Source organism: Nitrospira sp. Ecomares 2.1 (assembly GCF_965152585.1).
In genome coordinates this window covers 4,030,234-4,044,911 of sequence record NZ_OZ224219.1, presented here as the reverse complement: position 1 = coordinate 4,044,911, position 14,678 = coordinate 4,030,234, and the positions used below count along the sequence as shown (strand labels likewise).

The 14,678-nt window shown below is 51.2% G+C and carries 9 protein-coding genes; 6 read left to right on the top strand and 3 right to left on the bottom strand.

The window, feature by feature from the left end; genetic code table 11:
- Positions 1-653: 653 nt before the first annotated feature.
- The 5 genes from ACWHYD_RS17885 to ACWHYD_RS17865 all read left to right on the top strand — a co-directional run bounded on the left by ACWHYD_RS17885 (position 654) and on the right by ACWHYD_RS17865 (position 11,786).
- On the top strand, positions 654-6,212 hold the full coding sequence (locus tag ACWHYD_RS17885; protein ID WP_447963373.1) for a CHAT domain-containing protein: 5,559 nt from the start codon (positions 654-656) through the stop codon (positions 6,210-6,212).
- A 556-nt stretch (positions 6,213-6,768) separates the two neighbouring features.
- A complete protein-coding gene (locus tag ACWHYD_RS17880; protein WP_447963372.1) occupies positions 6,769-7,545 on the top strand; it encodes a hypothetical protein in 777 nt (258 codons plus the stop codon).
- Positions 7,546-7,564: 19 nt separating this feature from the next.
- Positions 7,565-9,076 carry a toll/interleukin-1 receptor domain-containing protein gene (locus ACWHYD_RS17875; RefSeq protein ID WP_447963371.1) on the top strand — a complete coding sequence of 504 codons (1,512 nt, stop codon included), beginning with the start codon at positions 7,565-7,567 and terminating at the stop codon, positions 9,074-9,076.
- Positions 9,077-9,342: 266 nt separating this feature from the next.
- Positions 9,343-10,656 carry a trypsin-like peptidase domain-containing protein gene (locus ACWHYD_RS17870; RefSeq protein WP_447963370.1) on the top strand — a complete coding sequence of 438 codons (1,314 nt, stop codon included), beginning with the start codon at positions 9,343-9,345 and terminating at the stop codon, positions 10,654-10,656.
- Between the two features lie 143 nt (positions 10,657-10,799).
- A complete protein-coding gene (locus tag ACWHYD_RS17865) occupies positions 10,800-11,786 on the top strand; it encodes an NAD-dependent epimerase/dehydratase family protein (protein WP_447963369.1) in 987 nt (328 codons plus the stop codon).
- Between the two features lie 465 nt (positions 11,787-12,251).
- On the opposite strand, the gene ACWHYD_RS17860 is transcribed toward ACWHYD_RS17865, so the two are convergent.
- The gene (locus ACWHYD_RS17860) at positions 12,252-12,506 is read right to left on the bottom strand and encodes a hypothetical protein (RefSeq protein ID WP_447963368.1); all 255 of its coding nucleotides are present in this window, start codon (positions 12,504-12,506) and stop codon (positions 12,252-12,254) included.
- 248 nt (positions 12,507-12,754) lie between these two features.
- On the opposite strand from ACWHYD_RS17860, the gene ACWHYD_RS17855 reads away from it, so the two are divergent.
- The gene (locus ACWHYD_RS17855) at positions 12,755-13,345 is read left to right on the top strand and encodes a DUF502 domain-containing protein (protein WP_447963367.1); all 591 of its coding nucleotides are present in this window, start codon (positions 12,755-12,757) and stop codon (positions 13,343-13,345) included.
- Positions 13,346-13,685: 340 nt separating this feature from the next.
- On the opposite strand, the gene ACWHYD_RS17850 is transcribed toward ACWHYD_RS17855, so the two are convergent.
- Both ACWHYD_RS17850 and ACWHYD_RS17845 read right to left on the bottom strand, forming a co-directional pair.
- A complete protein-coding gene (locus tag ACWHYD_RS17850; RefSeq protein WP_447963366.1) occupies positions 13,686-13,907 on the bottom strand; it encodes a hypothetical protein in 222 nt (73 codons plus the stop codon).
- 293 nt (positions 13,908-14,200) lie between these two features.
- Positions 14,201-14,605, bottom strand: coding sequence for a NirD/YgiW/YdeI family stress tolerance protein (locus tag ACWHYD_RS17845; RefSeq protein ID WP_447963365.1), 405 nt, complete (start codon positions 14,603-14,605; stop codon positions 14,201-14,203).
- Positions 14,606-14,678: the final 73 nt, after the last annotated feature.

Below are 14,678 nucleotides of genomic sequence, written 5' to 3'. Positions count from 1 at the left end.
CGTGCATTGAAAAGGACGTTCCATCGGAACGTCGCGACAAAGAAATAACCATTTTTGTTGCTTATAATCATTAATGACTTTACCTGATGCTGTGGAGCCGGCATGGTAGGGACCCCTACGAAAAAGGTAGAGTGCATCGCCTGCCAAAGTTGCCCCTCTCAATTGTCGTCATTCCGACAAGTCATTGGCCGGAATCAGTTCCAATTAATCATGACACCAATGTCTCTCTCTCAATAGAAGTCGATGGGTCACCCCCACGTTGTGACGAGAGAGGGCACCGAACCCTTCTCAATTGATCTCGGACCACCCTGTCCGATGTAGAGACGCCCCGGTGGGATGTGCAGCATGAATGGCCAGACGACCGGCGACATCACCTCCCAAATCTACAGAAGATGTGTCGTGGATGGCCACCCGACGTGCGGTGAAGACGACGTTTCACGGGAACGCCCCTACGAAGAAACAAATTCGGTGGAAGAGATGCCATAGCAAAGGGTAGGAATTATTCGGTGGATTTGCTGTAATGGGATTCCGTTTTCTTTTGACTGGCAATTGAATGAAACACACAGTAGTCATCGTCGATATATTTTAGGAAGCGTTTGTTCCGCCGGGGAGAATCGGTGGGTATATCACCAGTACTGTATGAGGAATAACCAATGAAACGTCTTCGTGTTCATGGGCAACGTGAGCCCCTCTACCTGAAATCCGCAACTCCCGATTTCCCTGGCAATTTGAAGGACCTGGTCACTCTTAAACACAGTGCCAGGGTCCAAGGGGCTCGCGCGGGCCAACCCCCTCTGGAAATTGATGATCTGAGTTCAGACGATCTCATCCAACTGGAATTGGATCAGGGGATTAAATTGTGGGTGCGTGCCGATGATCTGGAAAGGGATTTTGGATTGACTCCCAGCCGAGGGTCTACCGGTGACGTGGTCGAGCTTCCCCTTGCGTTGCCTCTAGGGACTCCCAGTCGGGGCATCGTCGGCAATTGGGTGATTAAAGGGTTCAAAGTGTTTGGCCTGGACCCTGTCGGTGCGACCACAGACTTGATTAAGGACAAGGTCGAAGGTGTGATGAAACCTGGTCCTGGACTCTATCGGTGGGAAGGAAAAGAATCGTCTGATTACACACGGATCAAATCCCTGGCAAAGGAAAAGACAGATACACCGTGGCTGGTCTTCATTCATGGAACCGCCTCTTCGACCGAAGGCAGTTTCGGCGGACTCTGGGAGGGGGGCGCCAATGCCCGCATGGTGCAACTTCTTGGCCATTACCCCAAACGTGTGCTGGCCTTTCAACATCGAACGCTTTCTCAGAATCCCATTCAAAACGCGTTGGACCTTGCCGGATATTTTCCCGAAGGGGCTCGTCTGCACCTGGTCTCGCATTCCCGTGGCGGACTCGTGGGGGAATTGCTCTGTCGCAGCATCATGGAAGGCCGATTTCCCTTTGATCAGGATGATTTCCAGGTCTTTGCGCAACCGGATCGAAAGGACGATCTGAAGCAGTTGGAGCAACTCGGTCATCTGCTCCAACAAAAGCAATTGATCATTGAACGGTTTGTTCGGGTTGGGTGTCCAGCTCGCGGAACTACGTTGGCCAGTGGCCGGCTGGATCGGTATCTGTCGATTATCCTGAACGTGGTTGAGGCCATCCCGGGGCTGAAGGGCAATCCGGTGCTGGAAGGTCTCTCCGCATTCCTGCTGGGCGTGGTGAAAAACCGGACCAAACCGGAAGAGTTGCCGGGGTTGGAAGCGCAGATGCCGACCTCCCCGTTGGTTCGCATTCTCAATCGCCCGGGAATCCGGTCAATGGCGGATCTGCATATTTTAGGCGGGGATGTGGCCGGAGAAGGGGTGCTGGGGCGGCTCAAAACCTTCGTGACGGATTTATTCTATCGTGAAGATCATGATCTGGTGGTGAATACCCCGGCGATGTTCGGTGGGACAGAGCGGACAGGGGAGGTGCAGTATTGGATCGACACCGGAAAGGAGGTGGATCATTTCCATTATTTTCGCAATCCGGACACGGCAAATCGGCTGATGCAAGCTCTCACCAAGGATGCGCCTCATTCTCTATTTCACCGACTGGAGCGTGAACCTTCCGAAGTGACCGAAGATGATTACCGCAAACGTGCTGTGGGATCCCCACAGCCTGTTGTCTATGTCCTGCCCGGCACCATGGGCAGTCAACTCAAGGTGGGAAACGATCGTGTCTGGTTAGATAAGTTGGATTTAGCTTTTGGCGGCCTGAAAAAACTGAAGTATACCGCGAAGAATGTGGAGGCTGATCAACCGATCGGGAGTGGCTATAAGGACCTCATCAAGTATTTGGCCAATTCACATACGGTTAAACCCTTTGCCTATGATTGGCGAAAATCGCTGATCGAACTTGCTGACCGGTTTCGTAAGGATTTAGAGGAAACGGTCAAAGTTCAGGAAGCTGTGGGACAACCGGTGCGGATTGTCGCGCACTCCATGGGCGGATTGGTGGTGCGAGTCATGATGGCGACGGAAGAGGGAAAGAAGGTGTGGGATCGCATGTGCCGGCATCCCGGTGCCCGGTTCATCATGTTGGGCACACCCAATATGGGGTCGCATGCCATCACCGGCATGCTCATGGGGCGTGATCCACTGGTGCGAATGTTAGACCTTCTGGATATTACGAATTCCCAAACGACTCTTTTGAGAATTATTTCCAGATTTGATGGAGTGTTGCAGCTTCTCCCGCATACCGGCACTCTTGATGTGTATCAAGTGGAAACCTGGCGGTCCCTCCTGGAGCATGACCGGGATCGAGTGCGAGGGCTATTCGGGGCGAAAGTGGCGACCTCAAAAACTGCTGGTATTGAGTGGCCGGTGCCTGATGCCGCACAACTGGCTGATGCCTTCAAGGTTCAGCGACTTCTTCAGGACAGCCCGATTGACTCTCAACGGATGATCTATGTCGCGGGGCGTGCGGATGCGACACCGTGTGATGTCTCCATTGATCTCTCGGCCTCAGCCGAACGGCGAATACGGATTGATGCGACCCCCTTTGGGGATGGTCGGGTTCCCTGGGATACCGGTATTCCTGAAGCCCTTAAGCACCAGACGTATTATATGGACAGTGAGCATGGTGACCTGGCCAATGCTCCGGAAGCCTTTGATGCCCTGCTTGATTTATTGAATGCCGGGGTCACCACGAAGTTGTCCCAAGTGCCTCTCGTTCGTCGGGGGGTGTCCGTTGTCCCCTTTGAGCTCCCCGAGGTTCGGCTCGAAATGTATCCCAACGAGGAGGATCTCATTGCGTCCGCCCTGGGCTCGGCTCGCATCAAAAAGAAACGCCAGCCTACCCGGAAAATTAGCGTGACCATGGTCCATGGCAATTTGTCGCGCGCCTCGTCTCCTGTGGCGGTGGGGCATTATGAAGGAGACACGATTGTTAGTGCCGAGGCCTATCTTGACCGGCAACTCAATGGTCGATTGCGTGAACGACAGTGCCTGGGTCTCTATCCGGATAAACTTAATACTTCTGCCGTGGTGCTAACCGATGGGGATTGTGATCAGGAAAGAACGCATCCAGGGGCCATCGTCGTGGGGTTGGGCATGGTTGGGGGTTTAACCCCCGGAGGGTTAACGAGCACGATGGCCGATGCGGTCGTCAACTATGCGCTCAAATGTATCGAGGTTGAGCGGAAACGTCGCAGTGCCACGGCGGTGGATGGTTCGTGTGGTCCACGACTGAACATCCCTCTGACCATGTTGCTGATCGGGACGGGTGCGGGTGGACTGTCCCTGATTGATTCTCTCCAATCCCTTCTTCGCGGAATTCTTCAGGCGAATCGGCGTTTGGACAAGCTGGAACGGACGGAGACGCCTGAATCTGAAGGGCAGACCGCCGATGATGACCGCCTCACGGGCTCCATCGAGACAGTCGAGATACTCGAGTTGTATCAAGATCTGGCCATTCAAGCCACAAAATCGCTATTGGAACTTGGACGGTCACGAGACTTTCGGGAACATTTCAATATCCATGAAGTAATGGTCGAGGGAGTTGAGGGGCGTCGCCGTGCCTCATTTGATGAAGATGCGGGCTGGTGGCAACGATTGCGCATTGCCATCCAGGAGGACGGCTCCTTGAAATTTGAAGCCCTCACCAATCGTGCGCGGGCCGAAACCTATTTGCAGCCGGCACAACGAAAACTTATTGAACGGTTTTTGGAACGGGCTATGGCCACCACGCAGAATGATCTGGAATTATCCAGCACCTTGTTTGAACTGATCATTCCGAATCGGATGAAGGAATATGCTCCGGACCGTCGAAGTATGGTGCTGGTACTGGACGAAAAGTCTGCCGCTTATCCTTGGGAATTATTGCACAATCGGTTTGATCCCAACTCGCGTCCTCTGGCTGTGGAGGCCGGGATGGTCCGGCAAATGGCGGTTCCGCAATTCCGGGAAAAGGTCCTCCATGGGACAGCCCTCAATGCGTTGGTCATTGGTGATCCCACCAGTCACGAACCCTCAGGGAAATTTTCTCCCTTGCCGGGTGCCGCGAGGGAAGCTCGGGAAGTGGCGCAACTCATTCGGCATCAGGAGTACCGTGAGGTGGTGGAACTCGTGGAGGGAGACGCGACACCGGATGCGATTCTGACGGCGTTGTATCAACAACCCTATCGTATTGTGCATTGCGCGGCGCATGGCGTTTTTGAATTTCCAATAGAAGAAGAGCTCGCCAAGCTCGGAATTCCAGGCTCCCAAAGGGACCCTGGTACGAAACCCAAGACGGTCACGGGGATGGTTCTCGGGGAAGGTCTATTTTTGACACCGGCCGAAATCAATCAAATGCGGTATGTGCCCGAATTGGTGTTTTTGAATTGCTGCCATCTGGGACAAACCAAAGGCAGTGCTGAACAATCAAACATTCCGTTTCATCAACTCGCCTCCAATCTGGGGACGCAACTGATTCGCATGGGTGTGCGGGCGGTGGTGGCAGCCGGTTGGGCGGTGGATGACCTTGCCGCTAAAACCTTTGCAAAGAAATTCTATGAAGAGATGTTTCAAAATCGAACATTCGGCGATGCGGTGCGGCTGGCACGTGAGGAGATTTTTCTTCGCCAGGGGGGTTCCAATACGTGGGGTGCGTATCAATGTTATGGGGATCCGGATTTTTCGTTACACATCGGAGCGAAAAGCATAGGTAGGGAGCGCCGGATGGTGGCTCCCGTCGAATTGCGAGAGGAATTGTATAATCTGGTTCAAGAAGCCAAAACAGCCGAGCCGAAAGATGAAGCCCGGTTGAGACGCCGATTGCAGGAATTGACTGCCGGTGTCGGTCAAGGGTGGACGGATTCCGCGGCTATGTGTGCTGCCCTGGGGGTGGCTTATGGGGAATTGGGCCTCTTTGCGGAGGCGGTCCGATTCTATGATCGAGGAAGAACCCTGCAACCGGCCGATGCGACGGTAGAGTCGCTGGAACAGTTAGCCAATTTGAAAGTCCGATGGGCACTCGATCGCGTCGAAAGACAGGGAGATCCCATAGCACAAACGCTCCACCCCATAGAAAAAGATTTTCCTATCCAGGACCTGTTTGATGATGCGGAAAATATTCTCGCAGGCCTTCTTACGATTCAACCTACCCAAGAACGGTATGCCCTCAAAGGGAAGCTCTATAAAGGGAAAGCCATGTTGCTCACCACTAAGGCGGATCAACGGAAAGCCCTACTCGAGATGAAGCGTTGTTATGATGAAGCCTATACTATTGGCAAAGCGGTAAAGCGAAACGATGCGTATTATCCCTTGGAAAACCGACTCGCGGCTGAAATTGTGCTCTCGTGGGATCAGCCGAAAGGACGGCAACCACAACGAGGGAAAAAGAAAGGACCTGATCCGATCACAGAGGGACTGGCTGATTTAGCCACATATGCAAAGAATTTTAAAGAAAATAGACAATCCTTCTGGGATATAAGTCTGCCCCCGGATCAAAAACTGCTTGAGGCCTTATATGCACAGCGTATGACAGGAAAGGATCAGAAAGAAATTGGTAATGGATATCTTGAAGCCAAACGACGGGGAGGGTCGGCCAGAGAAATGGATTCCGTCATCAAACACATCAGGTACTTTGAATTAATGGTTGCCACGCAGGCACCTCCCAGCATTCGTCAACAGCTTAGCGCCGGATTGAAAACATTACGTGTGAATATTGTATCCGACGACGGAGGTAAGGGGGTGTGAGATAAGAAGCAATGGCCGGGAAGATGTTCATCTGCCGAATTTTCAGAGACCTGGATTGGGAGAAAGAGGGCTCACAAGGTGCCTCGCATGTAGCAAGAGAGCGTCGATTGAGTAAGCGAGGACTGGGTGGGAGTACATAGTGACAAGACGATCTTGCTGAGGTAAACACGCCTACCTTCGCTTTCCGATTCTTTTCCAATCATAATCTCTCTATCAATTACACCCCTTCCGGCCAGTTCTTGATCGAAATAATTCCCTGAATTTTTCTTCCATGTTATCTGAGGGGTTCACCAATGATCTGGATGTCTAATATCACTAAAGCTGCCCCCGGCATTCCCGCAAGTTGTTCCCCGGAATCTCTCTTTGAATCGTGGCTCTTTCAAAACTACCTGAATGGCGATGTGTGTAGAACATTAGGCCGTTGCCCGAATACTTTGTTCCTCTAGATTCGTTTTCTCGTCCGCGTTAGACTTCTCGACATCGATATTCGGGTTTCTCACTCGAACGTCTTCAGATTATGAGATTTTACCCCATTGGCGAGGCGGAGCAGAACGTTGTGATAAAACGATATGCGTATGGTCTATTCCTGACTCTGGTTTTCCTCGCAGCGGTCCCATCCTTACTCTGGGCTCAACTGGATTTGGAGTATCAAATAAGGCGTCAGGAGCAATCGGGCAGTTGGAAGGAAGGCGTCAAACCGAAGCCGGTCTCGGGATTGAATATCGAATTGATTTCAGTTTTGGCCGACTATCAGGAAACGGTCTCCTCTGACAACTTTCCAAATGCGGTGAAGCTTCAATTTTATCTAGATGATGAGCATGGGGTGTATCTGACCGTTCGCGAACTGGATTATCGCACCTACTATTGGTTGGATAAGGTGGAACCTGCCCGGGTCTGGAAAAAGGGATTTCAGAATGTCTTTGCCTGGCCGACCGATCCTGTCCTGAGACAACTAACTCCCAAACTTGATCTCTATGAATTGGGAGCCCTGGTTCGCCTGGATGCCGAGACGACCTCCAGCATAGAGCGAGTGGCGCCTGCGGTGCTTTACCACAAGGATGCACCATCTGAAATTGATGGCTATTTCTTTACCTTGAAAACCGGTGAAGATGCGCGATTGATGGCGACCATCACCCGGGAAGCCACAGGACAAGAAGTGGAGACGCAAATGTTCAGAAGAAAACGTGCCGGGCGCCCCTTTACCATTCATTGGAACGCCAAAGAAGCAGGGCCAGGTCTCTATAAACTGGACATCAGCGGGTTTTCGCTTTCGACGAATCAAACCCTTTCCAAAGAAATTCATTTCTATCATCAGCCCATTGTGACCCCATAACGAGAGTACCTCTTCAGATATGAAAGATGTGTTCATCAGTTACGCCAGTGAGGATCGACCTGTGGCCCAACAATTGGCGGAGGGCTTGGAGCAGTCGGGGATTTCGGTTTGGTGGGATCGCCAGATTCAAGTGGGCAGCGAGTGGGATAAAACCATTGAAGACGCATTGGCCGACGCGAAATGTGTGGTGGTGTTATGGACGGGGCACGCCAAAGATTCCCGATGGGTGCGGGCCGAGGCTCGGGAAGCCTTGAATAAAGAAAAGGTCGTACCGGTCATGTTGGAGGCCGATGCCATCCCATTAGCGTTTACAGGTATTCAGGCCTTGTGTTTTCTTGGATGGGATGGGTCGTCCGGGTCCAAAGAATTTGAGATTCTTCTCGGCGTCATCAAAGCAAAATTAGAGGGGAAGTCCGTAGAATTCCCGGAGGCTTCTTCCACAAAAGCGTCCGTGGTGGGAAAGCTGGTGGCCCTTTTGGGGATCAGGACGATGGTGGGCGGTATTTTTGCCCTTCTGCTTATCGGCAGTTCATTTGTGCGAGTGGCCCCGGTGATTTCCGTCCATGTTGAGACGGCTCGTATTGAATTTACGGTGGCTCCCGGTTTGGATAATAAGCGACTGACCGATGCCATAACCTTTGACTCCCTGACGGTTGAAAACGTCGGGAAGCTTTCCGTCACTCCGGACAGGCTGCTCGTCGCTGATCCCGCTGATTATGATATGACGTCGGATAGTTATCCACCGAAAGCCTGGCTGGATTTGCCGATCAATGGGCGGACCGTACAATTTGCAGCGGACAGGCCCAGCATCTCCTCGGAAATCACGATCGAAACCACGGAGGATAAGTCTGCGGCTGCGGGACAACTCGATGGGATCGTGCTTACCGACGAGGCCCTGGTGAGTATGGAGGTTTCCAATGACAATGCCCTCACCTGGTCGATCCGAGCGAAGCAAGGGCGACAGCGAGTGGTGATGTCCAGGATTCATGCCGTTCAACTTCTTGAGACAGGAATGAAGGCATCTCCGGGACTCTCTATACCCTTTCCCCAAGATCAGGAGCTGACCTATCAAATCATTTTTGAACAGAAGCCGGGAACGATCGAACTGTTTGGACAGGACCAGGCCTTTGTCCTGGTGTTGAAAGAAAAAGAAACCACAGCCAAGAAACCCATTTCCGGTTCAGTGTTGCCGATTCAATCTGTAGACTTTTCCTGGCAGGATCCTGGTACCGGTGAACGCAAACCGCCAGAGGACTTTTTTGGAACCGTAGAATATGTGAGTCCACAAGGGATGACTCCGGTGCCGATTGGAACGAATGCATTTCTGACCCTAGATGACCTGGACCAATTTGAAATCACGTCCATCAGCATTGACCCGGTCAGCCATACATTCATGGTGGATCTGAAGGGGAAGGCCGGCTATGTCAAAACGGGGACAGCCGGTAATCCACAGGACCTTCGCCCCACCCTCTTCGATCGAATTCGATATAGCCCTTTATTTGAACCAGTCAAGAAAATAATCGGATTTTAGGTGTCATTCCTGGATGAAAAAAAGTGAACGAAGAAAAGATTGTCCGGGTTGATGAACATTAAGTTTCATCACAGATGAAATCATCATCGCGTTTATATGGAAGGGCAGATTCAGGAAAATTTTGGGAGGAAAAACAGATGATGACTTCTGCCGAACTTTCTTCATTCCATTGCACGAGTTCTGGGTGAATGGTCTTGGTTTCTTAGGATTGTTGTGACAAGATTACGGGGGTATGTGAACCTTATGACAGAGTATAGGACTTGCCCATGCTATTCATCCGTTTCCTGATTTTTTTTCTTATTGGCATGTTGGGTATGGTCCCACCGGTCTTCTCCGAGGTGGATATCGACAAGCTGAAAAAGGGTGTGGTCAAGATCACGGCTCAATTCCCCAACAGGCAACAGATCGGAACCGGCTTTGTGGCCGGACAGGGCAAAAAGCATCTGTTTATTGTGACCGCCTCACATGTGATTGAGGGAGAGGCCGAAGTCCCTCAGTCGATCACCGTCACGTTTTTTTCTCATCAAGAAGAACCGTTGGTCGCTGAGGTGATCAATAAAGAAGGCGGAGATCCCAGAGGATTGGCCCTGTTGAAAGTGGGCGGAGACCTCCCCGATGATGTGCAGATTTTGGAGTGGGATACTCAGAGCCAATTGCATGGGGGCGAAGACGTGCGTGTGATCGGGTTTCCCCAGGTTGGAGGCAATCCATGGGCGGTGACCCGGGGGACCCTGTCTGGATTTGACGGACCCATTCTCAAATTTTCGGGTGCGGTTGAAGAAGGGAACTCTGGAGGACCATTGCTCTACCAGGGAAAAGTCATTGGGGTCATTGTGGAAATCATCCGGCAGTTTGGTAATGCCAAGCCGTCTCAAATTGCTCAATTTACGGTTGATAATTGGCCGGGGTTTAGCCGTCAAGTCAGGATTGAACCCAAAAATATTTCATCAGGGAGCGAACCAGATGCCGGTGATTCTGACGGAAAGAAGTTGGCCACTTTGGTGGTCACCACTCTTCCCCAGGATGCGGAGGTATTTGTTGACGATGAACTCGTCGGAAACACCACACAGGGATCATTAGTCGTGAGTCAATTACCTCCCGATGCATACGAGGTGGCGGTCAAAAAGAAAAAGTATCGACCTTGGTTTATGAATGTTGACCTTCTCCCCGGTGAACGTCGGGAGTTGAATGTGATCCTCCAGGAAGGAGAAGTGGTTGATGTGACGGGTATCTGGAAAAACCCCAATGAACCGGCCGTGTCCTATGTCCTGCAACAAATTGGAGATCGAGTGGTCATGAGGGAGATGACCACCAGTGTATTGGGAACCATGGTGACCGCGGAGGGCGAAGGCCAATTGCAAGGTAATCAATTGGCCATATTCTATCGGACCGTATTGGGAACGATGGGCCAATCTGCCACCACGATGTCTGATGATGGGAGAACCTTAACCGGGACCTTTCAGGATTTTTCCAATATGATTCCCATGACGCTCTTGTTGGTTCGAACCGCAGATGCTCCCTCTTCCTTTGGTCTACCAGGCAATGATGCCTGGAACGCCATTCAGGGTTTTGGGCAGTAGGGATCATTCAGTTCCCTGTATATCTTTACCGCAATCGTGCAAACCTGTGTCGGTGTCCAGATCCCATTTGTCCAGCCGGACAGGGAATGTTCAACCCGTCCTGAAAGAAGGCTTTCTCCACGATATCTCGACGGAGGTTTCAGATGAAATCGTTGGTTATTGGTGGAACCGGGCAACTTGGAGCGAATGTCGTTCGCGCCCTACTTGAGCGGGGGGACCAGGTTCGTGTGCTGCATAGATCCACCAGCAACACCTTCACCATTGACGGGCTGAATATTGAACGTGTGGTGGGCGACCTCAATGATGGAGAGTCCTTGCGCCTGGCTTGTGAAGGAAGGGATGTGGTCTATCATACCGCCGGGTATTATCCGTCGGCGACAATTCCGGTTGAGCTGGCCAAGGGGCAGGCTCTGAAAGAAACGGCACTCGTGTTAGCAGCCGTTCGTGCGGCCAGAGTGGACCGACTCGTTTTCGCCAGTACGCTCACGACTGTGGGATTTCCCAAAACGGTCGGCCATCCAGCCAATGAAACTTGTCAATTTTCAACTCGATATACGAACAATCCGTATCTCATGGCCAAGGCCGCCATGGAAGAGAAGATTCTGCAATCGGTTCACCATGGTATTCCCGCAGTGGTGGTAATCCCGACGGAGTTTTTCGGCCCTTACGATCAGCGCCCGACAAGCGGCACTCATATTCTCATGGTCGCGAAAGGGCGGATGCCGGTATATATCCCCGGCCGGGTGAATGTTATTGATGTGCGCGATGTGGCCGTGGCCATGATCCGGGCGGCAGAACGCGGTCGTGTCGGGGAACGCTATCTCGTAGGTCACTGGAATACGACACAAAAGGACTTGAATGAACTCATTGCGCAGGAAATTGGAGTGCCGCCTCCTTTCTTTCCGGTTCCATTGGCTCTCGCCCGTTGGGGAGCAAAAGTCGGGGAGTGGGTTTCACGTTCTCTCTTACGCCGGCCCCCCTTTGTGCCTGCCTTTTTTGTCGAAGTGATGGCGCACATGCAGCATTACGATTGCTCAAAAGCTCGGCGAGAATTGGATTATCCGCAGAGTGACACCCAAGGGGCAATTAAAGATGCCGTTACCTGGTTTCGGGAAAATGGGTACCTCTAGGGTAAAAATTTTAATTTCATGGTCAGACCTTGGATGGGCCAATTGTGATTGCAGGGCACGTCAATTCGCCTGTCATATTGATCCAATGGCCAAGGGTCTGTGCCCGGGTTGAAGTGCCACGACTGTGCGAGATCCTTCGGTTCCCTCAGGATGACAATATCTATCTGAGGTGAATTCATTTGTTGCTCGCTCAGAATTTATCTGGCATTGTCCGACATATCCATTTCAAGCTTTTTCTAAACAGAGAGCGAGTGGAATGTTCCGATGCGCCACCGCTGCTCTTAGCTCTTCTCTTTGGATAGTTGAGAGCCAGCCAGCAGAAGTGCAATATGAGGCACTGAGAGTGAATCTTGCCCTAAGAGTCCTGAGAAAACGAGCAAGAAGGGGTTTGAGAAAATCAGGATATAGCCGGTCGTGGGGAATGTGACCTTCCGGATCTCGAGTCAAAAGGACAGATGGTCTCGCTTACGCGGTGCCTCCTGATTCTTCTTCGGCCTTGTTTAAGACTTGTGAAAAACGGCCTCCTACGAGTGTGGTGACCTTTCCCATCACTTCGGTCAGCTCCTTCCATTCTTCGGGTTTCAACTCCTCTTTAAGATTTGGATGGAGTCCCCATTTGGCACTGACCTGCTTGCCATCCCTTTGAATCACGACGTATAGGATTTCTGTTTCCTGGGAATCGGTTGCTGCTGGTGTCGTTCCGGAACTGCTTTGTGCCATGCCTGCTCTCCCTGTTAAGAATGTGTTGAGGCGATTGTACTGCATTGCCCTGTCCCCTGTAACCACCCACCATTCCCCATGTTGACCACCGTCCGACGTTTGTGTGACTTTTGGCGGTGGGGTACTTTCCTTAACTGGGAGACGGTCTGTCCATGTATCATTTTTCCCAGGAATGGGGAGTTTTCATAATGTCTCAATCTTGTGAGCTGGGCATGCGGGTAATCACTTTCTTATGGGGGTAGACTGATATGGAATTACAACGACCCAAATTTTGGGACAATATCAATGTGAACGATCTGGCCAGGAATTTTTTTGAAGGTCTCTTAATCCTGGTCCCGGTTGTGACGACATTGTATGTGGCGTGGTTGGTGCTTCAAACCATTGATGGCTGGCTGAATATTCCCATCCCGGGTGTGGGATTTCTGGTCACGGTCGGTTTAATCACCTTGACCGGCCGGTATGCGTCCACCGTGTTTGTGCAAAAAATGTTGGATGTGTTGGAACGGGTGTTGGTCAAAGCGCCCTTCGTCAAAATTCTCTACACTTCACTCAAGGACCTGATAGCGGCGTTTATGGGGGAAAAGCGTCGCTTCGATCAGCCTGTGGTCGTGACTCTTTCGCCGGGTGGGTATGCGGAGGTGGTGGGTTTTGTGACTCGAACGGATTTGGAATTTCTCGGCCTGCTTGACCATGTGGCCGTTTATTTTCCGCAATCTTATAATTTTGCCGGGCATGTGCTGGTCTTTCCAAAAATGCAGGTTCGTCCGCTTGAAGCTGAAAGCGCGGATGTCATGGCATTTATATTGTCCGGAGGAGTCTCCGGGGGGGAGAATAGGTAGGGGGTAGGCGCCCAGAAAATTACCTCATAAGAATGTGAGTGAGTTCGATGGTAATTTCATTGACGGGATTTAGGATAACCAGACAAGTTTTTTGAAGGAATATTTTGTTCAATTCAAACATTACCTCCCCCCTACCCCTTGTTACTCAAGAATTTCGAAGTCACTCTCTGACCTAGTTAGGCCTCTGAAATATTCATGATACTCTATTCCCTGAACGCAAAGTGCCAAATCTAAAAAGCAGGGCTCTCACGAATTTTGGAAGCATAGCCCTCTTGCCGTCTCATTCTCTGTAGGACTTCAATCAGCAGGTCTAGGCAATCTATCCACCCTACAAAAGATCTCAGCAGGGTTCTTCGAAGAATTTCCACGCAAAGATGGTTCTGGTTTTGGGTGTGACCTTCAATTCAACCCATGTGCCGTCCGGATCACGAGCTTCAACTACATACCATTGGTCATCATACAGAATACTAAAAACCTGATAACGCTGTTCTTGAAGCCAGGTAAAGATTTGTCCGGGGGTATACCAGGCATGGGTTCCGCCGGGCATATATAGATGTTTCATAGGTCCTCCTTGGTTGGCTGAATCTACGAGGATCTTTTGATGGATAAAACTGCAATACGGTTCTGATGTTCATGCGTATCATCTAAATCGTTATAAAAGATCTGCTCGGTTAATCTGCTAAGTTCATATGCCATGTCGGGACCTGATTACGAAAATGCATTCAGGATCAACATTCCGGCGATTCTGTTGCTCACACCCTCCACCAACTGATGGAGGGTGTGAAGCCTTGATAGACCGTTCCTCCTTAATGCAGTTGATGCAGGCTTACGCTCTGGTCTGAAGTCGGCATACCGTCAATTGGGTTGGTCTGATCGGAATGGTCCGATTGCAACCGGCTCAGGTCTGGACTTGACATTATCCGTCTCGATTTGTTTCACCTCAATTTCCGTCGTCCCCCATTCTCGATCGATTTTTCCCGATACCCGCAGGATGGTTTCCGGGTTGGCGGTGACATTTCCCCAATCTTCGTGATCGATTTCGACGATCATTGTCCCAGTAGCATCTCGAAAAAGGTAGCGTTCCTCTCCCACTTGGCGAAGAATGGTGCCGCTAAGCACCACCCAGGAATCATCAACCGCCTCTTGAGCGGCAGATACAGTCGTCATGCCAGGCGTTCCTGGTCCCTGGAATTTCGCCCAGAGAGTGAGAGTACTGAATAAAAGTAATCCGACGGTCATGAAGATAATGTGTTTGCTCATGATGTTTCTCCTTGGTTGAAAAAGGGTTGATGTGTAAGGCACCTAAGGCTTGTTTCGGCTGATAGCCCAACCA

What these genes read in the sequence shown, in the direction of transcription:
- ACWHYD_RS17865 (WP_447963369.1), top strand. Translation starts at nt 10,800, where the DNA reads ATGAAATCGTTGGTTATTGGTGGAACCGGGCAACTTGGAGCGAATGTC.
- ACWHYD_RS17845 (WP_447963365.1), bottom strand. Translation starts at nt 14,605, where the DNA reads ATGAGCAAACACATTATCTTCATGACCGTCGGATTACTTTTATTCAGT.
- ACWHYD_RS17875 (WP_447963371.1), top strand. Translation starts at nt 7,565, where the DNA reads ATGAAAGATGTGTTCATCAGTTACGCCAGTGAGGATCGACCTGTGGCC.
- ACWHYD_RS17855 (WP_447963367.1), top strand. Translation starts at nt 12,755, where the DNA reads ATGGAATTACAACGACCCAAATTTTGGGACAATATCAATGTGAACGAT.
- ACWHYD_RS17850 (WP_447963366.1), bottom strand. Translation starts at nt 13,907, where the DNA reads ATGAAACATCTATATATGCCCGGCGGAACCCATGCCTGGTATACCCCC.
- ACWHYD_RS17885 (WP_447963373.1), top strand. Translation starts at nt 654, where the DNA reads ATGAAACGTCTTCGTGTTCATGGGCAACGTGAGCCCCTCTACCTGAAA.
- ACWHYD_RS17860 (WP_447963368.1), bottom strand. Translation starts at nt 12,506, where the DNA reads ATGGCACAAAGCAGTTCCGGAACGACACCAGCAGCAACCGATTCCCAG.
- ACWHYD_RS17870 (WP_447963370.1), top strand. Translation starts at nt 9,343, where the DNA reads ATGCTATTCATCCGTTTCCTGATTTTTTTTCTTATTGGCATGTTGGGT.